The organism is Streptomyces sp. NPDC001549, from assembly GCF_042894025.1.
Classification (GTDB): domain Bacteria; phylum Actinomycetota; class Actinomycetes; order Streptomycetales; family Streptomycetaceae; genus Streptomyces; species Streptomyces kutzneri.
This window is the reverse complement of sequence record NZ_JBIAVJ010000005.1, coordinates 228410-249774: the sequence shown is the minus strand read 5'-3', so window position 1 is coordinate 249774 and position 21365 is coordinate 228410. Positions and strand designations below refer to the sequence as shown.

Genomic DNA, 21365 nt, shown 5'->3' with positions numbered 1-21365 from the left:
GGGTTCCCCGGGGCTCCGCCCCAGACCCCGCGCCTCAGACGCCGGCGGGGCTGAATGTGGCCCAGGCGAGCCTGAACGAGGTCAGTTCAGGAGGGCGCGGGCCGAGACGGCTTCCGCACGGATGCGGGCCGCCGCATCGGCGTCCACCGCGGAGACCACCCCGGCGTACGCGTCGAGCTCGGCCGCCCCCTCCTGGAAGGAGCCCCGCTCCACCAGCAGCCGCGCCCGCTCGTACCGCAGCGCCGCCGGATGCGACGGCAGCAGCAGCGACAGCTCCACCGCCCACAGGGCCACCCCCGACTGCTCCGGGCGGGCCGAGGCCCAGGCCCGGATGTTCGCCAGGATCCGCTGCACGATGTCCAGCGTCCGGGCGGGCTCGCGCGGCCCCGACGCCAGCTCCGCCGGCCCGGTGCCCAGCGACGCGCCGCCCGCGAACGGGTCCACCACCACGCCCTCCTCCGGGTCCCCGAAGCCCACCACGAAGTGCCCCGGCAGCCCCAGCCCGTACACCGGCGCCCCGGCCCGCCGGGCGACCTCCAGCCACACCACCGACAGCAGGATCGGCAGCCCGCGCCGCCGCCTCAGGACCTCGTGCAGCAGCGAGGACGACAGCCGGTCGTAGTCCGCCGGGGTGCCGTGGAACCCGAGGCGCCCGCCCAGCAGTTCCGTCACCGCGGACGCCCACGCCCGCCCGCCGCGCAGCCCGTACGGCAGCATCCCGGCCAGCCGGTCCAGCTCGATCTGCGCCCGGTCCATGGCGCGTTCGTCCAGCTCCGGGTCCCCCTCGGTGGCCAGCAGCAGGCACAGCAGCGCCAGGTCGGGCCGCTCCGCCCGGGCCTCGGCCGCGAACTGCTCCCGCCAGGCCGCCGGACTCACGAGGCCGCCCGGTAGTGGTGGTACGTGTGGTGCGTGGCGAAACCCAGCCCGCCGTACAGCGCCAGCGCCCCCGGATTGTCCGTCTCGACCTGGAGCCAGGCCGCCGAAGCGCCCTCCTCCAGCGCCCGCCGGGCCAGCGCGGCCATCACCGCCGTCGCCAGGCCCTCCCGCCGGTGGGCGGGATCCACGGTCACCGCCGCGAAGCCGGCCCACCGCCCGTCCACCACGCAGCGCCCGATGGCCCGGCCCCCCGGCAGCGCCGCGAACCACACCGACGGCCCTTCCACCAGCATCCGCCGGGCCAGGTCCGGGTCGCTCACCTTCCCGTAGCGCCCGAGCCACTCCTCGTCCGGGGCCCGGGTCAGGCGTACGGCCCCGGCCGCGGGCGCGTCCACGTCGCCCACCGGCGCCAGCGCCCCGATCCGTACCTCCGCCGACACCTCGTTCACCCAGCCGCGCCGCTCCAGCTCCGCGCCGAGCACCTCCTGGGTGCCGGCGGCCCCCGTCGCGACCTGCACATAGGCCGGAAGCGACCGCTCCGCGTACCAGGAGGTCACTCGCGCGAGTGCATCGTCCAGCGGTATCCCCGGGTCGCCGAGCGGCAGCACGGAATTGGCCCGCCGGGTGAATCCGGCGGCCGCCCGCAGCGTCCACCCGCCCAGCTGCTCGCTCTCCAGCGGCTGCCAGGCCCGCGCGGCGACCCGCGAGAGCTCCTCGAAGGAGGCCGCGGGACCCCGGCGCCGGGCCGGCGCCGGAGGCACGATCTTGCCCGCCACCAGCGAGGATTCCGAGATGCGGACGGATTGTCCGTCCTTCTTTGTGATCAGCAGCACACCCTGGTCCCAGGATGTGAGAACCCCGACCGTGTCCGTGAACTCGGGTGATCCGCTCACTACGGCCTCCACCCGTCGTACAGAGACTCGTTTACCCACGTCAGCCGGGGTAATACGGACCTCCAGCAGTCCACCGGCAGTGATTTCCACAGCTCTGTCCGCCCCTCCTGTTCGGATCGTGCCCGGGAACGGAGATACTAGGTGCGGGCATCGACGACGCCGCGCTCCCGCGCGATATGGAAAGCCCTACCGAGGAGGAACGAGAGCGTGACCTACGTCATCGCGGAGCCTTGTGTCGACGTCAAGGACAAGGCATGCATCGAAGAGTGCCCCGTCGACTGCATCTACGAGGGCCAGCGGTCCTTGTACATCCACCCGGACGAGTGCGTCGACTGTGGTGCGTGTGAGCCGGTCTGCCCGGTCGAGGCCATCTTCTACGAGGACGACACTCCGGAGGAGTGGAAGGACTACTACAAGGCGAACGTCGAGTTCTTCGACGAGCTCGGTTCGCCCGGTGGTGCCTCCAAGCTGGGCCTGATCGAGCGCGATCACCCCTTCGTCGCGGCGCTGCCCGCCGGTATCAACGGCGAGCACTGACTTTTCAGGCAGACGCGCCCCTCGGTCCCGTACGGCCTTCCCGCCGCACGGGACCGACGTGTTTCCCGACCCGCACACACCAGCACTCAGAGAGAGCAGAGACCACCGTGGCCGCAGTATCCGACCGTCTTCCCGCCTTCCCCTGGGACAAGCTGGAGCCCTACAAGGCCACGGCGGCGGCCCACGCGGACGGCATCGTCGACCTGTCGGTCGGCACGCCCGTGGACCCGGTCCCGCAGCTGATCCAGCGCGCCCTGATCGAGGCCGCCGACTCCCCGGGCTACCCGACCGTGTGGGGCACCGTCGCCCTGCGCGACGCGATCACCGGCTGGGTGCGCGGCCGCCTCGGCGCGAGCGCCGCCGAACACCGCAACGTCCTGCCGGTCGTCGGCTCCAAGGAGCTGGTGGCCTGGCTGCCGACCCAGCTGGGCCTGGGCGCCGGGGACAAGGTCGCCTACCCCCGGCTCGCCTACCCCACGTACGAGGTCGGCGCGCGGCTGTGCGGCGCCGAGGCCGTCGTGTACGACGACCCCACCGAGCTCGACCCGGCCGGTGTGAAGCTGCTGTGGCTCAATTCCCCTTCCAACCCCACCGGCAAGGTCCTGGCCAAGGAGGACCTCGTCCGGATCGTGGCCTGGGCGCGCGAGCACGGGATCCTGCTCTTCAGCGACGAGTGCTACCTGGAGCTGGGCTGGGAGGCCGAGCCCGTCTCCGTCCTCCACGACGACGTCTGCGGAGGCTCGTACGAGGGCATCGTGGCCGTCCACTCCCTCTCCAAGCGCTCCAACCTGGCGGGCTACCGGGCGGCCTTCGTCGCCGGTGACGCGGACGTGCTCGGCGAGCTGCTGGAGATCCGCAAGCACGGCGGCATGATGACCCCCGCCCCGGTGCAGGCGGCCACCGTCGCCGCCCTCGGCGACGACACCCACGTCGAGGAGCAGCGCGAGCGCTACGCGGCCCGCCGCGCGGCACTGCGTACGGCCCTGGAGGCGCACGGCTTCCGGGTCGAGCACAGCGAGGCGAGCCTGTACCTGTGGGTGACCCGCGACGAGCCCTGCTGGGACACCGTCGCCCACCTCGCGGGCCTGGGCATCCTGGTCGCGCCGGGCGACTTCTACGGCGAGGCGGGAGCGCGGTTCGTGCGCGTCGCCTTCACCGCCACCGACGAGCGGGTCGAGGCGGCGGTCAAGCGCCTCGGCTGACCTCCGGGTTCCACTACGAAAACGCCCGAGGGGGCCGGGAGTTCGCACTCCCGGCCCCCTCGGCGGTTCCTGCGGCGTCAGCCGCCCAGCGGCAGACCGCCCGGCAGACCGCCCGGCAGACCGCCCGGCAGGACACCGGACGTCGGCAGCGAGGACGTCGGCAGCGAGGACACCGGCAGCTCCTGCGCCGTGGGGAGCCCGCCGAGCAGGCCCTGCGCGGTGCCGGCCACCTCGGAGGCGGGGGCCGGCAGGGCCTTGGTGGCGCTGCCGGCGGTGTCGACGGCACCCGTGGCAGCGTCCGCCGTCGCGGCGGTGTCCGTGGCGGTGAGCTGGCCCAGCTGCGGCACGGACTCCAGACCGGCGGCGCTGGCCGCGCCGGCCGCACCGACCACGGGCGCTGCCCCGGCTGCGATCAGCAGCGCGGCACGGGCGATCCGGCGGGTCAGGGGGAGAGACATGTTGCTCCTAAGCGGTAGCGGCTGAGTACGCCGTCCTAACCGCTCCGGGGGCGGGTGGAGTTGCGGTGCCAGTGGGTAAAGGATCGGTAACGCATCGTTTAATCGGCTTCCGGGAAAAGCGCATTGGATGCACGCCGACCAGGGCTTCCGTCCGTTTCCGGGATCCGTGGCCCGCTACACGGATCCCCCCGCAGGAGTGATCACTCGTACGTGAGCCCGGGCGCCCCCGGCGTGTGCCCCGCCGCCGAGCGGATCAGCGGGCCATGAAGATCCGTACCTCGCCCGGGCCCGCGTAGTGGAGGTCCTTGGCACCGTCCTTGGTCCCCGCGCCGGCCTTGTCCTGCCACCGTCCCCGGTCCTTGCCCGCGATCCAGCCGTGCCGGTCGTACGACACCCGGGAGATGCCCATCGCCTTCGCGTTGGCCACCGCCCAGTGGGCCATGGCCCGGCTGCGGCGGACCGCGGCCTCATCGCCGGCCTTCTTCTCCGTCAGGGTGACCTCGGCCTCCGGGGCCGTCCGGCCCCCGCCGGCGTTCCGGCCGGCCTGGCCGCCCTGCGGGGACATGGTGTGCATCCCGTCCTTGCCGAAGATCCGGACCAGGTCGGCCCGTACCCGCTCCGGGTCGCCCGGCCCGGTGGGCGCGGGTCCGCCGCAGTTCAGGGTGCCCCCGCCGGCGAAGGCCGCCGTCAGCACGGTCGCGTCGGGCTCGTGCTTCGCGTACGCCTGCGGGAACCCGCTGCGCTGCACCTTCTGCGCGGCCACCGTCAGCGGCAGGCGCGAGTACCCCGGCACGTCGACGAGGTGGTCGTAGAAGATCCCGGCCGAGTAGACCGGGTCCGTGATCTGCTCCGGAGTGCCCCAGCCCATCGACGGCCGCTGCTGGAAGAGGCCGAGCGAGTCCCGGTCGCCGTGATCGAGATTGCGCAGCGCGGACTCCTGCATGGCGGTCGCCAGCGCGATGGTCACCGCCCGGTCGGGCAGGCCCTTGGCGACACCGACGGCGGCTATCGTCGCCGCGTTGGCCGCCTGCTCCGGCGACATTTCGTACGTTTCAGAGGTTTCGTCCTCCCCGACCGGATCCGCGCTGGCCATACAGAACGGGGCGCCGCCGCCACCGTTCGAATCGTGCTGCACGGCGAAGTACCCGATCACCGCGAGGAGAACGAGCAGGCCGACGGCCGCCCGGAGCAGCCGGCGGCGACGAGGACGGGGATCACGGGTCTCGGACACGCGGCCCACCGTACTTGAGGCATATGACGCGTCCACCGGCCGGACGTACGAGGCTTCGTCGCATCCCGGGGCGTTAGGGTCAGTTCCATGTCCGAATCCGAGCTGGACCTCACCCTGGACGCCGCCGAGCTGACCGCCCGGCTCGTCGACATTCCGTCCGTGAGCGGCGACGAGAAGGTACTCGCCGACCTCGTGGAACACGCGTTGCGCGGCCTGGCGCACCTCACCGTGGACCGCTTCGGCAACAACGTCGTCGCCCGCACGGACCTCGGCCGCGCCGAGCGCGTCGTACTGGCCGGCCACCTCGACACCGTGCCGATCGCCGACAACGTCCCCTCCCGCCTCGACGAGAACGACGTGCTGTGGGGCTGCGGCACGACCGACATGAAGTCCGGTGTCGCCGTGCAGCTGCGCATCGCCGCGACCGTGCCCGAGCCGAACCGGGACCTCACCTTCGTCTTCTACGACCAGGAGGAGGTCGCCGCCGACCTCAACGGCCTCGGCAAGGTCGCAGGCGCCCACCCCGACTGGCTGACGGGCGACTTCGCGGTCCTGCTGGAGCCCTCGGACGCCGAGGTCGAGGGCGGCTGCCAGGGCACCCTGCGCGTCCTGCTGCGCACCGCCGGCGAGCGCGCCCACTCCGCCCGCAGCTGGATGGGCTCCAACGCCATCCACTCGGCGAGCCCGATCCTCGCCCGCCTCGCGGCCTACGAGCCCCGCAGGCCGGTCATCGACGGCCTGGAGTACCACGAGGGCCTCAACGCGGTCCGCATCGAGGGCGGCGTCGCCAACAACGTCATCCCCGACGCGTGCACGGTGACCGTCAACTTCCGCTACGCCCCGGACCGCACCGAGGCCGAGGCGCTGGCCCACGTGCGGGAGGTGTTCGCGGACTGCGACATCGCCGAGTTCGTGGTCGACGACTCCTCGCCCGGCGCCCTCCCCGGCCTCTCCCACCCGGCCGCCAAGGCCTTCATGGAGGCGGTCGGCGGCCGCGCCATGCCCAAGTTCGGCTGGACGGACGTCTCCCGCTTCAGTGCCCTCGGCGTCCCGGCGGTCAACTACGGCCCGGGCGACGCCCTGCTGGCGCACAAGGTCGACGAACGCGTCGAGACGAAGGCGATCCTGCACTGCGAGGAACGACTCCGCGCCTGGCTGACCTCCTGAATTCCGCTTCTCGTCACCTTTGTGCGCCTACCCTGATCCAACGATCAGCAGGAGGGAGCACAGCATGGGCAACCACGGCAGTCCCGAGGGTTCCGCTCGTCGCCGGCCCGAGGAGCAGCAGCTCGGGCCGGTGCTGAGGAGGCGGAGCCAGGTGCAGGCGGGCAGTACGACGGACCAGCGGCTGCTGGACTCGGCGGGGCCCTCCGAGTGGGTGCACACCGATCCCTGGCGGGTCCTGCGCATCCAGTCGGAGTTCATCGAGGGCTTCGGCACGCTCGCCGAGCTGCCGCCCGCGATCAGCGTGTTCGGGTCGGCCCGTACGCCGGAGGGCTCGCCCGAGTACGACGCGGGCGTGCGGATCGGCAGCGCGCTGGTCGACGCCGGCTTCGCGGTGATCACCGGCGGCGGTCCGGGGGCCATGGAGGCGGCCAACAAGGGCGCCCGCGAGGCGAACGGCGTCTCGGTCGGCCTCGGCATCGAGCTCCCCTTCGAGCAGGGGCTCAACCAGCACGTCGATCTCGGCCTGAACTTCCGGTACTTCTTCGTCCGCAAGACGATGTTCGTGAAGTACAGCCAGGGCTTCGTCGTCCTGCCGGGCGGCCTGGGCACGCTGGACGAGCTGTTCGAGGCACTGACCCTGGTCCAGACCCAGAAGATCACCCGCTTCCCGATCGTGCTCTTCGGCACGGAGTACTGGAGCGGCCTGATCGACTGGCTGCGGAACACCGTGATCGCCCAGGGCAAGGCCTCGGAGAGGGACCTCTACCTGTTCCACGTCACCGACGAGGTGGATGAGGCGATCGCACTGGTGACGAAGGAAGTCGGCAAGTGACTGCCCGGGCCCGGGGCACTTCGCCCCGGGCCCGGCAAGGGGTTCACGCCAGGCCGCGGCGGGCGACCGCCGGGGGGCGGTGGCCCTGGATGGAGCGGACCATGTCCAGGATCTGCCGGGTCTCCTCGACCTCGTGGACGCGGTAGACCTGCGCGCCCAGCCAGGCCGAGACGGCCGTCGTGGCCAAGGTGCCCAGCAGGCGTTCCTTGACCGGCTTGTCGAGGGTCTCGCCGACGAAGTCCTTGTTGGACAGGGAGACCAGGACCGGCCAGCCCGTCGCCGTCATCTCGTCCAGCCTGCGCGTGGCCTCCAGCGAGTGCCTGGTGTTCTTCCCGAAGTCGTGACCGGGGTCGATCATGATCGCGTCCCGGCGGACGCCCAGCGCCGCCGCCCGCTCCGCGAGTCCGACCGTCACGCGCAGCACGTCCTCCATGACGTCCTCGTACGCGGTCCGGTGCGGCCGGGTGCGCGGTTCCACCCCGCCCGCGTGGGTGCAGACCAGCCCCGCGCCGTAACGCGCGGCGACCTCCGCGAGCTTGGGGTCCACCCCGCCCCAGGCGTCGTTGAGGACATCGGCCCCGGCCTCGCACACCGCCTCGCCGACCTCGTGCCGCCAGGTGTCCACGCTGATCACCACGTCCGGGTGGCGGCGCCGGACCTCGGCCACGAAGCCGACCGTGCGCCGTGCCTCCTCGGCCGCGTCCACGTGCTCGCCCGGGCCCGCCTTGACCCCGCCGATGTCGATGATCGCGGCGCCCTCGGCGATCGCGTGCTCGACCCGGTCCAGCGCCGGCTCGTCGCGGAACGTCGCGCCCTGGTCGTAGAAGGAGTCCGGCGTCCGGTTCACGATGGCCATGATCACCGGCTCGTGGGTGTCGAACTCGCGCCTGCCCAGTCGCAGCATCCTGCTCTTTCCTCCTTCGGCGGCCCTTGCGCCTCGCCTGCGACCTTAACCTGGTGGCCGGAGTCTCTCAGGGGAGTTGATCGTGTTCTTCTTCTTGATGATCGCGCTGGTCGTGGTCGTGGCAGCGGTCACCCTGGCGGTGATCGGCGGCGGCTCGGAGGCCGTCCTGCCGGAAGCGGAGCCGGACCGGGTCGCGGACGGGCTGCCGGAGACCCGGCCCGTCGTACGGGCCGACATCGACGCGCTGCGGCTGCCGGTCGCCCCGCGCGGGTACCGGATGGCCGAGGTGGACGACGTACTGGAGCGGCTCGCGGCCGAACTGGCCGAGCGGGACGCGCGGATCGCGCAGCTGACGGCCGCGGCGGCGCCCGCCGCCGCCCCGTCGGACGCGCCCGGGCACGTCGACCTCAGCAAGGGCGGCGAGCGGTGAGCGGTTCGGTGGCGGGTGCGGACGGGCTGCTGCGCTGTCCGTGGGGGCTGTCCACGCCGGACTACGTCGTCTACCACGACACCGAATGGGGCCGTCCGGTGCACGGGGACGACGCCCTCTACGAGCGGCTGTGCCTGGAGGCGTTCCAGTCGGGGCTGTCCTGGATCACGATCCTGCGGCGCCGCGAGGGATTCCGTAAGGCCTTCGCGGACTTCTCGATCGCGGCGGTCGCGGAGTTCGACGACCGCGACGCGGAGCGGCTGCTGGCCGACGAGGGGATCATCCGCAACCGGGCCAAGATCGAGGCGACCCTGGCCAACGCGAAGGTCCTCGCCGGGTGGGAGCCGGGCGAGCTGGACACCCTGATCTGGTCCCACGCCCCCGGGGAAGCGGGACCGGCCCCGCTGACGGTCACCGAGGTCCCGGCGGTCACGCCGGAGTCCACCACCCTCGCCAAGGCCCTGAAGAAGGCCGGCATCCGCTTCGTCGGCCCCACGACGGCCTACGCCCTGATGCAGGCCTGCGGGCTGGTCAACGACCACCTGGCCGACTGCGTCTCCCGCGACCCGGCCTGAGCCCGGCCGGGTCGCGGCACGCGCGTCAGCGGCCGAGGTACTTCGGCGGCTGCTTCGCGAGGAAGGCCTGGACGGCGATGGAGTGGTCCTCGGAGGCCCCCGCACGGGTCTGGAGGGTGTCCTCGTGGGCCAGGGCCTCGGAGAGCGTGTGGGAGGCCCCGTAGGCCAGGGACTCCTTCAGCGCGGCGTACGCGACCGTCGGGCCGGCGGCCAGCGCGCGGGCCACGGCCTCCGCCTCGGCGTGCAGGGAGTCCGCGGGCACGAGGCGGTTGACGATGCCGAGCTCGTACGCCTCCTGGGCCTTGATCGAACGCGGGAACAGCAGCAGGTCCGAGGCGCGGGAGGCGCCGATCAGACGGGGGAGGGTCCACGAGACCCCGGAGTCGGCGGTCAGCGCCACCCCGGCGAACGAGGTGTTGAAGGAGGCGGTGTCGGCGACGACCCGGAAGTCCGCCGCCAGCGCGAAGCCGAAGCCCGCCCCGGCCGCGACGCCGTTCACGCCGGCCACCACGGGCTTCGGCATCTCGGTGAGCGCCCGCACGATGGGGTTGTAGTGGTCGGCCACCGTGGTCATGGTCAGCGAGGAGCCGGTCTCGCGGTCCGAGGCGAGATTCCCGATGTGCTCCTTGAGGTCCTGACCCACGCAGAAGGCCCGGTTCCCGGCCGCGGTGAGCAGCACGGCCCGTACGGCGGTGTCGGCGGCCGCCGCCTCGACCGCGTCGCGCAGGGCGATCTTGGCCTCGGTGTTCATCGCGTTCATCGCGTCCGGGCGGTTGATCGTGATGGTCGCGAGTCCGTCGGTCACTTCGTAGAGCACGCTGTCGGCCATGGCAGGGGGTCCCCCTTCGTCGCGGGCTTGGCTACCGGTCGGTACTGTCCGGTACAAAGGTCAGCATGGCGGACCGGAGGTGGCGCGCACATGTGATGTGCGTCAAAGAAAGCCGGTGCCGCTTCCCGGGTGCGGCGGCGAAGTATCGCAGGCGGCTCCCCGAAATGAGTGGTTTTGGCCGAGCGCGTTGCCCAAGCGTTCCCATGCGATGTTGGTCATCGGGTCCTGACATGCGGGATAATGGCTGGGAAGCAATGTGTTCGATGCCGGGTATTAGGCGCCTGAATGGGGCCGTCGGCTGACGATGAGCTGGTTTCAGGAAGGGGAACGAGCATGGCGGCCATGAAGCCGCGGACGGGCGACGGCCCGCTCGAGGTCACCAAGGAGGGGCGGGGCATCGTCATGCGCGTACCGCTCGAGGGCGGCGGTCGGCTTGTCGTCGAGCTGACCCCTGATGAGGCGGACGCCCTGGGTGACGCCCTGAAGAAGGTCGTCGGCTGACCCCACGGGGACACCGGCAGTACTTCCACCTTCTGCATTTCCGCATTCTCTGCGCTGCCCCGACCGCGATCCCGCGGCCGGGGCAGCGTTGTGTCGTCAGTCCTGGACCCGAGCCTTCCGGAGCCGTGCCGTGACCTTCGCGCCGCCTGCGCCGCCCGCTTTCGCCGACTGCACGGCCCGCCAGAAGGCGGCCCGGATCCTCTCCGACGTGCTGGCACCGGCCCCTCTGGTGGTCGCGCTGCTGCTGCTCGTCGGATGGCGGAGCACCATGTCGTGGGCCGGGCTCGGCTGGGGCCTGTTCGCCGCCCTGTTCTGCGGGCTGGTCCCGGTCGGGATCATCGCCCTCGGCGTCCGCCGGGGCGCGCTGACCGACCAGCACATCCGGGTACGGCGTCAGCGGGTCGTCCCGATGGCCCTGAGCCTGGTCTCCGTCATCGCCGGAGTCACGCTCCTGCACGTCCTGGGCGCCCCCCGGGAGGTGTTCGCGCTGGTCGTGGCGATGCTGGTGGGCCTCGTGTCCTCGCTGCTGGTCACGGTGGCCTGGCAGATATCGATCCACATGTCGGTGGCCGGCGGGACCGTGATGATCCTGCTGCTCGTCCTCGGGCTCCAGGTGCTCCCCGCGGTGCTGATCGCCGCCGCCGTGGGCTGGTCCCGGCTGGTGCTGAAGGCGCACACCCCGGCCCAGCTCCTCGCCGGCACCGCGCTGGGCGGTACGGCGGCCCTCACCTTCGCGCTCCTGAACTGATCCGGGGGCCGCGGCCGCGCGGCCGCGGCCCGGTGGACCCGCAGGTCCTACGCGGCCCGCCGGCGACCCCGGGGGCTCAGCGCCGCACGGCGCACAGCAGCCCGTCGCCCACCGGGAGCAGCGCGGCCTCCAGCGCGGGGCTCTCGCGGACGCTGCGCAGCAGCTCGCGGACGCGCAGGACCTCCACCGGCTGGGCCGCGGAGTCGACCGTGCGGCCGTCGGAGAAGACCCCCTCGAAGCACACCAGTCCGCCGGGGCGCAGCAGCCGCAACGATTCGGCGAGGTAGTCGAGGGACTCGGAGGGGTCCCCGTCGCAGAAGACGAGGTCGTATCCGCCGTCGGCGAGTCGCGGGAGCACGTCGAGGGCGCGGCCGGGGATGAAACGGGCGCGGTTGCCCGCGAAGCCGGCGGCGCGGAAGGCCTGGCGGGCGAAGGCCTGCCGGTCCGCTTCGGGATCCACCGTGGTCAGCACCCCGTCGGGGCGCATTCCGTGCAGCAGGTGGATGCCGGAAACGCCGGTTCCGGTGCCGATCTCGGCGACCGCCTTGGCGTCCGCGGTGGCGGCCAGCAGGCGCAGCGCGGCCCCGGTACCGGGGGAGACGGACCTCAGGCCCGCTTCCCTGGACCGGTCGCGGGCCCATCGCAGAGCGTCGTCCTCGGCGACAAACGCGTCGGCGAACGCCCAGCTCGTCTGCCGGTTGCCGGTAATGACCCTCTCCTGTCCCCATAGTTGGCGCAACGGTGACTGTATCCGTTGACGTCGGGAACCCGCAGATGGGACCGGGCGTTGTGAAGGGTGGAGGCGGGATAAGAAGGGACGGTGCCGGGCAGATCGACGGCCAGGACCGCTCCCGGGCTTAAGTCTCGCGTAAAGATACTGCAAAAACGCTTATCCGGAGCTGACAGAGGGGGTGGCTATGGTAGGGACTCCACTGGACACCACCAGAGCCGACAGGGGAGGTGCGGCTGCGCCTGTGGATCGTGGGGGCGTACTGAGACGCCTCTTCTGGTCGGCGGGTGAGCCGAAATCCGTGACCTACATTGCTGACCGCTTCCACACCGCCGACGCCGCAACCACCGCGACCTTTGCCGCCGATGCGGGCTCCCAGGCGTGGACCCCTCCTTCATGGGAGGAGATCGTCAGCACGCACAGCGCGCGGGTCTACCGCCTTGCCTACCGTCTGACGGGTAACCAGCACGACGCCGAGGATCTGACGCAGGAGGTCTTCGTCCGCGTCTTCCGCTCGCTGTCCACGTACACCCCCGGCACCTTCGAGGGCTGGTTGCACCGCATCACGACGAACCTGTTCCTGGACATGGTGCGCCGCAAGCAGCGGATCCGCTTCGACGCGCTCGGCGACGACGCCGCCGACCGGCTGCCGAGCCGTGAGCCGTCCCCGCAGCAGGTCCTGCACGACACCCACTTCGACGCGGACGTGCAGCAGGCGCTGGACACCCTCGCCCCCGAGTTCCGCGCGGCCGTGGTGCTGTGCGACATCGAGGGCCTGTCGTACGAGGAGATCGCCGCGACGCTCGGCGTGAAGCTCGGCACCGTGCGCAGCCGTATCCACCGGGGCCGTTCGCACCTGCGCAAGGCACTCAAGCACCGGTCCCCGCAGGCCCGTGCCGAGCAGCGCGCGCTGGCCGGAGTGGCGATGGGCGCCCCCGGCGCCGGGGGAGAGGGCGGAGCCGAGTGAGCGACGTCAGTCCGTCACCCGCCGAACAGCACCTGGGCGACCGGCTTGCCGCCCTGGTGGACGGGGAGCTGAAACACGACGCCCGCGACCGGGTCCTGGCCCATCTGGCGACCTGTGCCAGGTGCAAGGCCGAGGCCGATGCCCAGCGGCGTCTGAAGACCATGTTCGTGGAGAGCGCGCCGCCGCCGCTGTCCGCGGGGCTGCTCGCGCGGTTGCAGGGGCTGCCTGGCGGCGGCCTCGACGATCCGTCGGGTCCCGCCGGTCCCGCCGGTCCCGGCCGTCCCACCGACCCGGCAAGCACCGCGGGGGCCGACCCCTTCAACGCGTTCGCGTACGGGCTGCCGCTCGCCGCACGGCCGCGGCCGCAGGAGGGCTTCCGCATCCACGAGGTGGGCCGTCCGCGCCGCAGGTTCGCCTTCGTCGCCGCCGGGGCCGTCTCGCTGGCCGCTCTCGCGCTCGGCGGCGCCCTGCCGTTGGAGGTGGACCCGAACCTGCGGGGTGATTCCCCGGCCCCGGCCTCCAGGCCCGGTCCTGCCCTGCCCGTGGCCGATCAAGGGGCCCGTGACCGGCTGCCCAGCCCCGAGGCCGTCCCGACCCTCCTGTCGGCCGTGGCGACCCCGCTGCCGCCGCTCCAGCCCTCCCCGCAGCACCCGGCACGCCCGGTCTCCCTGCTGCGCTGACGCGGGACCTGGTTGAATCTGCGGCACATGCGCATAGGTACGCGGGGAGCGCCCATGGCCGACAGGCAGCAGACCGACCCGGCTCCGCAGTGGTGGAGCCGGCCCGAGGGGACGACCGAGGAGGGCCGCCGCGAAGCGGTTCCCGCGCCGCGGCCCGGAACCGGGGGCGAGGACCACGTACAGGACGCGGCCCCGGCCCCGGAGGCCCGGGCCTCGGACGTGTCTGCCCCGGACGCCCCGGCCCAGGACGTCTCGGCCTCGGACGTGTCTGCCCAGGACGTGCCGGCCTCGGACGTCTCGGCCTCGGACGTGTCTGCCCAGGACGTGCCGGCCTCGGACGAGCCGGCCTCGGACGAGCCGGCCGCAGTCCCCATGGTGCGGTACGACCCCTGGGGCGCCGAGCCCCTGCAGGTCGTGGACCGGGGCCGGACGCCGCGCGGGATCCGGCTGTGGCAGGTGGTGGCCCTCAGCCTCGGAACGGCCCTGCTCGCCGGCGGGATCGGCGGCTACCTCGGCGTGCTCGCCGAGCGGCAGAGCAGCACCCGGCTGGAGCTCCCCCAGACGGCCGGCGCCGCCGACCGGGGCCGGGCCCCCGAGAGTGTGGCCGGGATCGCGGCCACCGCACTGCCCGGCGTGGTCACCCTGCACGTGCGGGGCACGAAGGGCAGCGGTACGGGTACCGGCTTCGTGCTCGACCAGCAGGGGCACATCCTGACCAACAGCCACGTGGTGGCCGACTCCCAGGAGATAACGGTCACCTTCAGCACCGGCGAGAGCGTCACCGCCGAGCTGGTCGGCCGCGACTCCGGCTACGACCTGGCCGTGGTCAAGGTCAGCGGGGTGCGCGGGCTCCAGCCGCTGAGCCTGGGGAACTCCGACAACGTGGAGGTCGGCGACCCGGTGGTGGCCATCGGCGCGCCCTTCGACCTGTCGAACACCGTCACCGCCGGCATCATCAGCGCCACCGGCCGGCCCGTCACCGCGGGCGGTGACAAGGGCGACGGCAGCGACATCAGCTACGTCGACGCGCTGCAGACCGACGCCCCCATCAACCCGGGGAACTCCGGCGGCCCGCTCCTCGACGCGAAGGCCCACGTGGTCGGCATCAACAGCGCGATCCGCGGGGCCGACAAGGAAGATCCCACCCGGCAGGGCGGCTCCATCGGGCTCGGCTTCGCCATCCCCGTCAACCAGGGCAAGCGCGTCGCCGAGGAGATCATCCGCACCGGCCGCGCCACGCACCCGGTCATCGGCGTCACCCTCGACATGGACTACGCGGGCGACGGGGCCCGGGTCGGGGACAAGGGCGAGGACGGCAAGCCGTCCGTCGTCGCCGGCGGACCGGGCGCGCGCGCCGGGATCCGGGCCGGGGACGTGATCACCAAGGTGGACGGCCAGCGGGTGCGCGGCGGCGACGAGCTGATCATCAAGATCCGGGCCCACCGCCCGGGCGACCCGCTGACCCTCACCGTGCTCCGCGGCGGCCGCGAAACCACACTGAAAGTGGTCCTCGGATCGGCGAACGGCTCATGAGCGCGGGATGACAGGAGGGTGAAAGCGCCGCGGAGGCGGTACGCAGGTAGGGGTCCGTGGACAACGCCGGGTACCGTGTGTCGGGGCCCGAAGTGATAGAGAGCCGAGGAGCGGCAAGGTGTTCAACGACATAGGCGCACTCGAACTTGTCACGATCGTGGTGCTCGGCATCCTCGTCTTCGGACCGGACAAGCTGCCCAAGGTCATTCAGGACGTCACGGGCTTCATCCGGAAGGTCCGGGCGTTCTCGGACAGCGCGAAGAACGACATCCGCTCCGAACTGGGCCCGGAGTTCAAGGATTTCGAGTTCGAGGACCTGAACCCGAAGACCTTCATCCGCAAGCAGCTGACCGAGAACGAGGACCTCAAGGAGATCCGCACCAGCTTCGACCTCCGCAAGGAGCTCAGCGACGTCTCCGAGGCCGTGAAGAGCTCGGAGGCCGACGCTGCCCCGGCCTCCCCGGCCGCGGCCGCCACGCCCGCCGTGACCGGCCCGGACCTGCTGAAGAAGCCCGCCGCCCCCGCCCCGGAAGAACGCTCGCGCTTCGACGCCGACGCCACCTGACGCGCGGCCTGCCCGGCGATTCGCGGTCGGATGGCTATCCTCCATCTGTCCGGATCGCAGGACGCCCGAGGGAGGGGGTCCCCCCAGCACAGCGAGGGGGAGGGCCGTTCCGGACCCCACGGAACGAGAGGCCGCCCAGATGGAGACGACGAGCAGCAGCCGGGTAGGGGCGCAGACCGCGGAGGCCCCCGCCCCCGCAGGCGCACCCGCCCAGGAGCCGGATACCGGCCCACACAGCGATACGCAGCCACAGGAGGCCCCTGCGCCCGTACCGGCGGCCCGCCGGACGGCCGAGGGGTTCCTGGCGGCCGACTTCCCCTGGTACGGGCTGGACGGAGCCTTCACCGGCCCCCGCTGGCTCATGCAGGTCGGCACCGCCGCCGACGGAACGGTGGAGCACGGCTCCACCGGCCACGGCGACGAGCCCTCCGCCCGGGGCGAGATCGCCACCGGTGAGAAGGAACGCTTCGCGGTGGTCATCACCGTGGCGAGCAACCCGCTGCGCCGCAGCGGCGACGGCACCGGCGTCCTGGAGGCCACCTCGGTCTCCTCGGCCGCGTGGCTGGCCGGCTCCGGGCTGCTGGCCTACAGCTGGCCCGGACAGATGGACCACGCCCTGCGCAACGACTGGCTCGACCAGCAGACCGAGGCCGCGTGGGAGCTCGCCGACGACCTCGACGGCGAGGACTGGTCCACGCTGTCGCTGCCCGTGGACGGGGAGCCGACGACCTTCCACTACCGCGAGTCCGAGTTCGGCTGGGTGCTGGCCGGCTCCACCGGCAGCGGCGTCCACCTGGGCGCCTACGGCCGCGGCATGAGCGCGTACGGTCTCGGCTTCTCCGCGATCGCGGACCTCGGCTCGTACCAGTAGCGGGTCACGGGTACCGGGCGACGGGGCCCGGTACGGGGAAGGGCGCCGCTCGGCGAGCGGCGCCCTTCCCCGTGGTACGGACGGTCAGAACTTGTTGCGCGGGGTGATGCCCAGCGACATGCCCGACAGGCCGCGCGCCCGGCCGCCCAGCTTGCCCGCGATCGCGCGCAGGGCCGCGCCGGCCGGGGAGTCCGGGTCGGACAGGACGACGGGCTTGCCCTCGTCGCCGCCCTCGCGCAGCCGGACGTCGATCGGGATCGAGCCCAGCACCGGCACCGTCGCGCCGACCGTCTTGGTCAGGCCGTCGGCGACCTTCTGGCCGCCGCCCGAGCCGAAGACGTCAACCATCTCGTCGCAGTGCGGGCACGGCAGGCCCGACATGTTCTCGACCACGCCGACGATCTTCTGGTGGGTCTGCACGGCGATGGAGCCGGCCCGCTCGGCGACCTCGGCCGCGGCCTGCTGCGGGGTGGTGACGACGAGGATCTCTGCGTTCGGCACCAGCTGGGCCACGGAGATCGCGATGTCACCCGTGCCCGGCGGCAGGTCGAGCAGCAGTACGTCCAGGTCGCCCCAGAACACGTCGGCGAGGAACTGCTGGAGCGCGCGGTGCAGCATGGGCCCGCGCCACACCACCGGGGCGTTGCCCGGGGTGAACATGCCGATGGAGATGACCTTCACGCCGTGCGCCGACGGCGGCATGATCATGTTCTCGACCTGGGTCGGACGGCCGTCCACACCCAGCATGCGCGGCACGCTGTGGCCGTAGATGTCCGCGTCGACCACGCCGACCTTCAGGCCGTCCGCCGCCATCGCCGCGGCCAGGTTCACCGTGACGGAGGACTTGCCGACACCGCCCTTGCCGGACGCGACCGCGTACACACGGGTCAGCGAACCCGGCTTGGCGAAGGGCACCTCGCGCTCGGCGGTGCCGCCGCGCAGCGTGGCCGCCAGGTCCTTGCGCTGCTCGTCGCTCATCACGTCGAGGGAGACGGCGACGGAGGTGACGCCCGCGACCTTCTCGACGGCCTCGGTGACGTTCTTCGTGATGGTCTCGCGCATGGGACAGCCGGACACCGTGAGGTAGACCGTGACGGCGACCTCGCCGCCCTCACCGATCTCCACCGATTTGACCATGCCGAGCTCGGTGATCGGCCGGTGGATCTCGGGGTCGTTCACCGTCGCCAGTGCGTCCAGGATCGCGTCCTGCTCAGGCACGGCGGCGGAGCTTGTGTCGGTAGCCATGCCCCGATGGTACGGCTCGGTAGCAGGCCGCAGGAAAGCCCGTCAGCGGTCGCCTTCGTCACGTTCGGCGGGGAATAGACGCCGCTCGTCCATCTCCTTGATCAGGTCCTGGAACTCGGACCTGATCCAGTCGCGGGTGGCGACCTCGCCCAGGCCCATCCGCAGGGCGGCGATTTCCCGGGTCAGGTACTCGGTGTCGGCGATGGACCGCTCGTTCTGCTTGCGGTCCTGCTCGTGGGTGACCCGGTCGCGGTCGTCCTGCCGGTTCTGCGCGAGCAGGATCAGCGGAGCGGCATAGGAGGCCTGGAGCGACAGCATCAGCGTCAGGAAGATGAACGGGTACGGGTCGAACCGCAGGTTGTCCGGCGCGAAGATGTTCCACAGCACCCAGACGATGATGACCAGGGTCATCCAGACGATGAACCGGCCGGTGCCCAGGAAGCGCGCCACCCGTTCCGACAGCCGCCCGAAGGCCTCCGGGTCGTACTCGGGCAGCAGCGACCGGCGCGGCGCGCGCGGCAGGTCCAGGCGCACCCGCGAGCGCGTCAGCGCGCTCGACCCGGCGCCCGAGGACCTCCCCGCGCGCTCGCCGGAACGTTCCGCCGCTTCCGCCGCCAGCCCGTGCTCGCGCGCCTGCGTCCGTGCCTGCTCGCGCCGCTCCCGGATCTGCTCGCGGCGCCGCTCGCGCGCCTGCTCGCCCCGCCCCCGTTCGAAGCGTCCTCGTTCAGCGGCCACCGAGGGCCTCCTCGGAATGGAAGTCCGTCTCCCGCCAGTCGTCCGGCAGCAGGTGGTCCAGCACGTCGTCCACGGTCACCGCGCCCAGCAGCGAGCCGCTCTCGTCGACCACCGGCACCGCCACCATGTTGTAGGCGGCGAGGTGCGTGGTCACCGCGGGCAGCGAGGCGTTCGGCCGCAGCGGCGGCAGGTCCGTGTCCACGATCGAGCTGACCAGCGTGAACGGAGGGTCCCGCAGCAGCCGCTGGAAGTGCACCGTGCCCAGGTACTTGCCCGTCGGCGTCTCGTCAGGCGGCCGGCACACGTACACCTGCGCCGCCAGCGCCGGCGACAGGTCCGCCTGCCGTACGCGGGCCAGCGCGTCCGCGACCGTCGCGTCCGGCCGCAGCACGATCGGCTCGGTGGTCATCAGACCGCCCGCGGTGTTCTCCTCGTAGGACAGCAGGCGGCGCACATCCGCCGCGTCGTCCGGCTGCATCAGCGTCAGCAGCCGCTCCTTGTCGTCCTCCGGCAGCTCGGAGAGCAGGTCGGCCGCGTCGTCCGGGTCCATCGCCTCCAGGACGTCGGCGGCGCGCTCCTCCTTCAGCTTGCCGAGGATCTCCACCTGCTCGTCCTCGGGCAGCTCCTCCAGTACGTCCGCGAGCCGGTCGTCGTCGAGGGCGCTGGCCACCTCGGCGCGCCGCTTCGGCGTCAGGTGGTGCAGTACGTTCGCCACGTCGGCCGGGCGCATCTGCTCGAAGGTGGCGACCAGGTTCTCGGCGCCCTGCCCGTGCTCCTCCAGCGAGAAGCCCGTCACCGCCGACCACTCCACCGTCAGGGCCTCGCCGCGCCGGCGCAGCGCCCCCGACTTGCCCTTCCGTACGAAGATCCGGTCGATCTCCCAGTCCCGGCGGGCCGGCAGCTGCTGGATGGCCACGTCCAGGACGGTGACCTCCTCGCCGCTCGCGACCAGCGTCACCCGCCGGTCCAGCAGCTCGCCCAGGACCAGGCGTTCGGTCGGACGCTGTTCGAACCGCCGCATGTTGATCACACCGGTGGTGATGACCTGCCCGGACTCCACACCGGTGACCCGGGTCATGGGCAGGAAGATCCGCCGCCGGCTGACGACCTCGACCACCAGGCCGAGCAGCCGCGGCGGGCGGCCGCCGACCCGGAGCATCGCGACGAGGTCGCGGACCCGGCCGACCTGGTCGCCGTTGGGATCGAAGACGGGCACACCCGACAGATGCGAGACGAAGATCCGCGGGGCGCCTGCAGCCATCCGAGCGCCTCCTAGTGCGTCGATCAAGAGTCGTGCCGCCCCTCAGGCTAGCCCGTGCCGCCCGAAAGCGTCCTGGTGGGGCGGTCCGCCCGGGGGCGGGCGAACACCGGGGCGCGGTCGCGGGGCGCGAGGTACGGGCGGGTACGCTGCCTGCTGCTCGCAGACGACCGACGAGAGGCACCCGCCCGTGACCGCCTACTTCCCTGCCGCGCGGCTGCGCCGGGCCGCCTTCATCGGCGTGCTGTGCGCGGGCCTCGCCGTCACCGGTACGGGCTGCGGGGAGGACCCCGACGAGGGCACGAACGGTGTCGGCAAGCTGTCCGCCGACAAGATCGAGGCGAAGGCGAAGGCGGCCGCGACGGAGGCCGACTCGGTGCACCTGTCCGGCACGCTGGTGAGCGGCGGCAAGTCCTTCACCCTCGACATGCGCCTCAAGGCGGACGGCGGCTCCGGCGAGGTGAAGTCCAACGAGGACACCTTCCAGCTGCTGCGCGTGGGGGAGCAGCTGTACCTGAAGGCGAGCGCGGCGTTCTGGGGCCAGTCCGACTCGGCCGGCAAGCTCGGCGACAAGTTCGTGAAGGTGCCCGAGGGCGACCCCTCGTACAAGCAGTTCCGCGGCTTCACCGACATGGACGTGCTGCTGGACGGGCTGCTCGGGCTGGAGGGCAAGCTCGCCAAGGGCTCGTACACCAAGGTCGGGCACACCCGCGCGGTCCAGGTCACGGCGGACGCGGGCAAGGGCGGCAAGCTCTCGGTCTCCCTGGAGGGCACCCCGTACCCGCTGCTGATGGAGCGGGCGGGCGGCGCGGGCCGGGTGGAACTCGCCGAGTGGGGCAAGACGTTCCCGCTGGAGGCACCCGCGCAGGACCAGACGGTCGACTACGGGTCCCAGCTGCCGACGACCAAGGACCAGGGCGGCGCCCCCGCCCCGGCCCCCTCCAAGGGCTCCGGCCAGGGCGCGAACCCGACGAAGCCGTAACGTTCCGCTGGCCGGGCGCGCCCCGGCACGCACCCGTCCCCGGTACCCCTTACGGCAGGGCGCGGGCGGCTTTCAGCTCCGGGCCTTCTTGCGCTTCAGCAGCAGCTTCGGCAGGGCCGCCGGGACGGCCCGGCGGGTCGTCGCCGGGGACGGCAGCGGAACGGCGGCCAGCGAGCCGTCCGGGAGCTGCGCACGGACCGATTCCGGCTCCAGCCGCAGCAGCCGGCACTCCCGGGCCCACCGCTCGGTCATGTCCTCCGAGTCGGGCGCGTTCAGCCGCTTGCCCTTGAGCTCGGCGACCGCCGCCGCCCACTCCTCGCCGCGGGGCGGGAGCTCCCGTACCGTCGCCGTCCAGGCCACCAGCCGGCCGCCCTTGTCCTTGCTCCGCACGGTCACCTCGGCACGCGCGCCGTCCGCCAGCCCCGGGAACGGCTGCTCGCCGGGCCCGTCGCCCAGCACATGGGCCGCGCCGTCCACCCAGGCGTGCCACAGGGCGCGGTCGGTCCCGTCGCCGCGCACCCAGATCAGGCCGGACTTCTTGGTGGCCTCCTCGACGAGGGCCAGGTCGAGCGTGCTGAGAGTCATGCCGACAGGGTAGGGGGTCGCTCCCCGCGCG

The 21365-nt window shown here is 72.4% G+C and carries 25 protein-coding genes; 14 read left to right on the top strand and 11 right to left on the bottom strand.

The features are described from left to right. Positions 1-81 precede the first annotated feature (81 nt). Together ACFY04_RS11270 and ACFY04_RS11265 are read right to left on the bottom strand one after the other, a co-directional pair. A complete protein-coding gene (locus ACFY04_RS11270; protein WP_389115747.1) occupies positions 82-876 on the bottom strand; it encodes a tetratricopeptide repeat protein in 795 nt (264 codons plus the stop codon). Beyond that, positions 873-1859 (bottom strand): GNAT family N-acetyltransferase, encoded by a 987-nt coding sequence (locus tag ACFY04_RS11265; protein WP_389115746.1) that lies wholly within the window; start codon positions 1857-1859, stop codon positions 873-875. The genes ACFY04_RS11270 and ACFY04_RS11265 overlap by 4 nt, the downstream gene beginning before the upstream one ends. A gap of 117 nt (positions 1860-1976) precedes the next feature. Between ACFY04_RS11265 and fdxA the strand changes: the two genes are divergently transcribed. Both fdxA and dapC read left to right on the top strand, forming a co-directional pair. Beyond that, entirely contained in the window at positions 1977-2306 is a 330-nt protein-coding gene (gene fdxA / locus ACFY04_RS11260) for a ferredoxin (protein ID WP_030011906.1), read from the top strand. Positions 2307-2413: 107 nt separating this feature from the next. Then, positions 2414-3508, top strand: a complete 1095-nt coding sequence (dapC, locus tag ACFY04_RS11255; RefSeq protein ID WP_189732774.1) for a succinyldiaminopimelate transaminase — start codon at positions 2414-2416, stop codon at positions 3506-3508. Between the two features lie 77 nt (positions 3509-3585). Here dapC and ACFY04_RS11250 read toward each other — a convergent pair whose 3' ends face one another. Then, positions 3586-3966: an ATP-binding protein gene (locus tag ACFY04_RS11250; RefSeq protein WP_389115745.1), complete on the bottom strand. Its 381-nt coding sequence runs from the start codon at positions 3964-3966 to the stop codon at positions 3586-3588. A 253-nt stretch (positions 3967-4219) separates the two neighbouring features. Then, positions 4220-5197, bottom strand: coding sequence for a hypothetical protein (locus ACFY04_RS11245; protein WP_389115742.1), 978 nt, complete (start codon positions 5195-5197; stop codon positions 4220-4222). A gap of 87 nt (positions 5198-5284) precedes the next feature. Between ACFY04_RS11245 and dapE the strand changes: the two genes are divergently transcribed. After that, positions 5285-6364, top strand: coding sequence for a succinyl-diaminopimelate desuccinylase (dapE, locus tag ACFY04_RS11240; RefSeq protein WP_389115740.1), 1080 nt, complete (start codon positions 5285-5287; stop codon positions 6362-6364). Positions 6365-6428: 64 nt separating this feature from the next. Then, positions 6429-7196 carry a TIGR00730 family Rossman fold protein gene (locus ACFY04_RS11235; protein ID WP_328961805.1) on the top strand — a complete coding sequence of 256 codons (768 nt, stop codon included), beginning with the start codon at positions 6429-6431 and terminating at the stop codon, positions 7194-7196. A gap of 43 nt (positions 7197-7239) precedes the next feature. Here the strand turns inward: ACFY04_RS11235 and folP are convergent, their stop codons facing one another. Continuing rightward, on the bottom strand, positions 7240-8100 hold the full coding sequence (folP, locus tag ACFY04_RS11230) for a dihydropteroate synthase (RefSeq protein ID WP_389115739.1): 861 nt from the start codon (positions 8098-8100) through the stop codon (positions 7240-7242). 76 nt (positions 8101-8176) lie between these two features. On the opposite strand from folP, the gene ACFY04_RS11225 reads away from it, so the two are divergent. Continuing rightward, positions 8177-8530, top strand: a complete 354-nt coding sequence (locus ACFY04_RS11225) for a DivIVA domain-containing protein (protein ID WP_109781240.1) — start codon at positions 8177-8179, stop codon at positions 8528-8530. Further along, positions 8527-9105, top strand: coding sequence for a DNA-3-methyladenine glycosylase I (locus tag ACFY04_RS11220; protein ID WP_389115738.1), 579 nt, complete (start codon positions 8527-8529; stop codon positions 9103-9105). The genes ACFY04_RS11225 and ACFY04_RS11220 overlap by 4 nt, the downstream gene beginning before the upstream one ends. Before the next feature lie 25 nt (positions 9106-9130). Here ACFY04_RS11220 and ACFY04_RS11215 read toward each other — a convergent pair whose 3' ends face one another. Then, positions 9131-9934: an enoyl-CoA hydratase/isomerase family protein gene (locus ACFY04_RS11215; protein WP_389115735.1), complete on the bottom strand. Its 804-nt coding sequence runs from the start codon at positions 9932-9934 to the stop codon at positions 9131-9133. Between the two features lie 333 nt (positions 9935-10267). On the opposite strand from ACFY04_RS11215, the gene ACFY04_RS11210 reads away from it, so the two are divergent. Next, complete coding sequence (locus ACFY04_RS11210) at positions 10268-10435, top strand: DUF3117 domain-containing protein (protein ID WP_003966491.1); 168 nt, start codon at positions 10268-10270, stop codon at positions 10433-10435. A gap of 130 nt (positions 10436-10565) precedes the next feature. Continuing rightward, a complete protein-coding gene (locus ACFY04_RS11205; RefSeq protein ID WP_389115733.1) occupies positions 10566-11183 on the top strand; it encodes a hypothetical protein in 618 nt (205 codons plus the stop codon). A 76-nt stretch (positions 11184-11259) separates the two neighbouring features. On the opposite strand, the gene ACFY04_RS11200 is transcribed toward ACFY04_RS11205, so the two are convergent. Beyond that, positions 11260-11922: an O-methyltransferase gene (locus tag ACFY04_RS11200; RefSeq protein WP_030385883.1), complete on the bottom strand. Its 663-nt coding sequence runs from the start codon at positions 11920-11922 to the stop codon at positions 11260-11262. Between the two features lie 178 nt (positions 11923-12100). On the opposite strand from ACFY04_RS11200, the gene sigE reads away from it, so the two are divergent. The 5 genes from sigE (at position 12101) to ACFY04_RS11175 (ending at position 16529) form a co-directional block, all read left to right on the top strand. After that, entirely contained in the window at positions 12101-12880 is a 780-nt protein-coding gene (sigE, locus tag ACFY04_RS11195) for an RNA polymerase sigma factor SigE (RefSeq protein ID WP_199810289.1), read from the top strand. After that, a complete protein-coding gene (locus tag ACFY04_RS11190) occupies positions 12877-13560 on the top strand; it encodes a zf-HC2 domain-containing protein (RefSeq protein WP_389115731.1) in 684 nt (227 codons plus the stop codon). Before sigE ends, ACFY04_RS11190 begins: the two co-directional genes overlap by 4 nt. 54 nt (positions 13561-13614) lie before the next feature. Continuing rightward, the gene (locus tag ACFY04_RS11185) at positions 13615-15093 is read left to right on the top strand and encodes a trypsin-like peptidase domain-containing protein (protein WP_389115729.1); all 1479 of its coding nucleotides are present in this window, start codon (positions 13615-13617) and stop codon (positions 15091-15093) included. Positions 15094-15211: 118 nt separating this feature from the next. Continuing rightward, positions 15212-15658: a sec-independent translocase gene (locus ACFY04_RS11180; protein ID WP_389115728.1), complete on the top strand. Its 447-nt coding sequence runs from the start codon at positions 15212-15214 to the stop codon at positions 15656-15658. Between the two features lie 139 nt (positions 15659-15797). Next, entirely contained in the window at positions 15798-16529 is a 732-nt protein-coding gene (locus ACFY04_RS11175; RefSeq protein WP_389115727.1) for a hypothetical protein, read from the top strand. An 84-nt stretch (positions 16530-16613) separates the two neighbouring features. Here ACFY04_RS11175 and ACFY04_RS11170 read toward each other — a convergent pair whose 3' ends face one another. From ACFY04_RS11170 to ACFY04_RS11160, 3 genes are all read right to left on the bottom strand, one after another. Continuing rightward, entirely contained in the window at positions 16614-17729 is a 1116-nt protein-coding gene (locus tag ACFY04_RS11170) for an Mrp/NBP35 family ATP-binding protein (RefSeq protein WP_266606612.1), read from the bottom strand. A gap of 87 nt (positions 17730-17816) precedes the next feature. Then, on the bottom strand, positions 17817-18392 hold the full coding sequence (locus ACFY04_RS11165) for a DUF1003 domain-containing protein (protein ID WP_389116028.1): 576 nt from the start codon (positions 18390-18392) through the stop codon (positions 17817-17819). A 106-nt stretch (positions 18393-18498) separates the two neighbouring features. Beyond that, positions 18499-19770: a magnesium transporter MgtE N-terminal domain-containing protein gene (locus tag ACFY04_RS11160; RefSeq protein ID WP_389115725.1), complete on the bottom strand. Its 1272-nt coding sequence runs from the start codon at positions 19768-19770 to the stop codon at positions 18499-18501. Between the two features lie 187 nt (positions 19771-19957). Here ACFY04_RS11160 and ACFY04_RS11155 point away from each other — a divergent pair, with 187 nt between their 5' ends. Continuing rightward, complete coding sequence (locus tag ACFY04_RS11155) at positions 19958-20749, top strand: hypothetical protein (RefSeq protein ID WP_389115723.1); 792 nt, start codon at positions 19958-19960, stop codon at positions 20747-20749. A 72-nt stretch (positions 20750-20821) separates the two neighbouring features. On the opposite strand, the gene ACFY04_RS11150 is transcribed toward ACFY04_RS11155, so the two are convergent. After that, entirely contained in the window at positions 20822-21334 is a 513-nt protein-coding gene (locus tag ACFY04_RS11150; protein ID WP_389115721.1) for a hypothetical protein, read from the bottom strand. Positions 21335-21365: the final 31 nt, after the last annotated feature.

What these genes read in the sequence shown, in the direction of transcription:
- ACFY04_RS11250 (WP_389115745.1), bottom strand. Translation starts at nt 3,966, where the DNA reads ATGTCTCTCCCCCTGACCCGCCGGATCGCCCGTGCCGCGCTGCTGATC.
- dapE (WP_389115740.1), top strand. Translation starts at nt 5,285, where the DNA reads ATGTCCGAATCCGAGCTGGACCTCACCCTGGACGCCGCCGAGCTGACC.
- ACFY04_RS11235 (WP_328961805.1), top strand. Translation starts at nt 6,429, where the DNA reads ATGGGCAACCACGGCAGTCCCGAGGGTTCCGCTCGTCGCCGGCCCGAG.
- folP (WP_389115739.1), bottom strand. Translation starts at nt 8,100, where the DNA reads ATGCTGCGACTGGGCAGGCGCGAGTTCGACACCCACGAGCCGGTGATC.
- ACFY04_RS11215 (WP_389115735.1), bottom strand. Translation starts at nt 9,934, where the DNA reads ATGGCCGACAGCGTGCTCTACGAAGTGACCGACGGACTCGCGACCATC.
- ACFY04_RS11210 (WP_003966491.1), top strand. Translation starts at nt 10,268, where the DNA reads ATGGCGGCCATGAAGCCGCGGACGGGCGACGGCCCGCTCGAGGTCACC.
- sigE (WP_199810289.1), top strand. Translation starts at nt 12,101, where the DNA reads ATGGTAGGGACTCCACTGGACACCACCAGAGCCGACAGGGGAGGTGCG.
- ACFY04_RS11185 (WP_389115729.1), top strand. Translation starts at nt 13,615, where the DNA reads ATGGCCGACAGGCAGCAGACCGACCCGGCTCCGCAGTGGTGGAGCCGG.
- ACFY04_RS11175 (WP_389115727.1), top strand. Translation starts at nt 15,798, where the DNA reads ATGGAGACGACGAGCAGCAGCCGGGTAGGGGCGCAGACCGCGGAGGCC.
- ACFY04_RS11160 (WP_389115725.1), bottom strand. Translation starts at nt 19,770, where the DNA reads ATGGCTGCAGGCGCCCCGCGGATCTTCGTCTCGCATCTGTCGGGTGTG.
- ACFY04_RS11150 (WP_389115721.1), bottom strand. Translation starts at nt 21,334, where the DNA reads ATGACTCTCAGCACGCTCGACCTGGCCCTCGTCGAGGAGGCCACCAAG.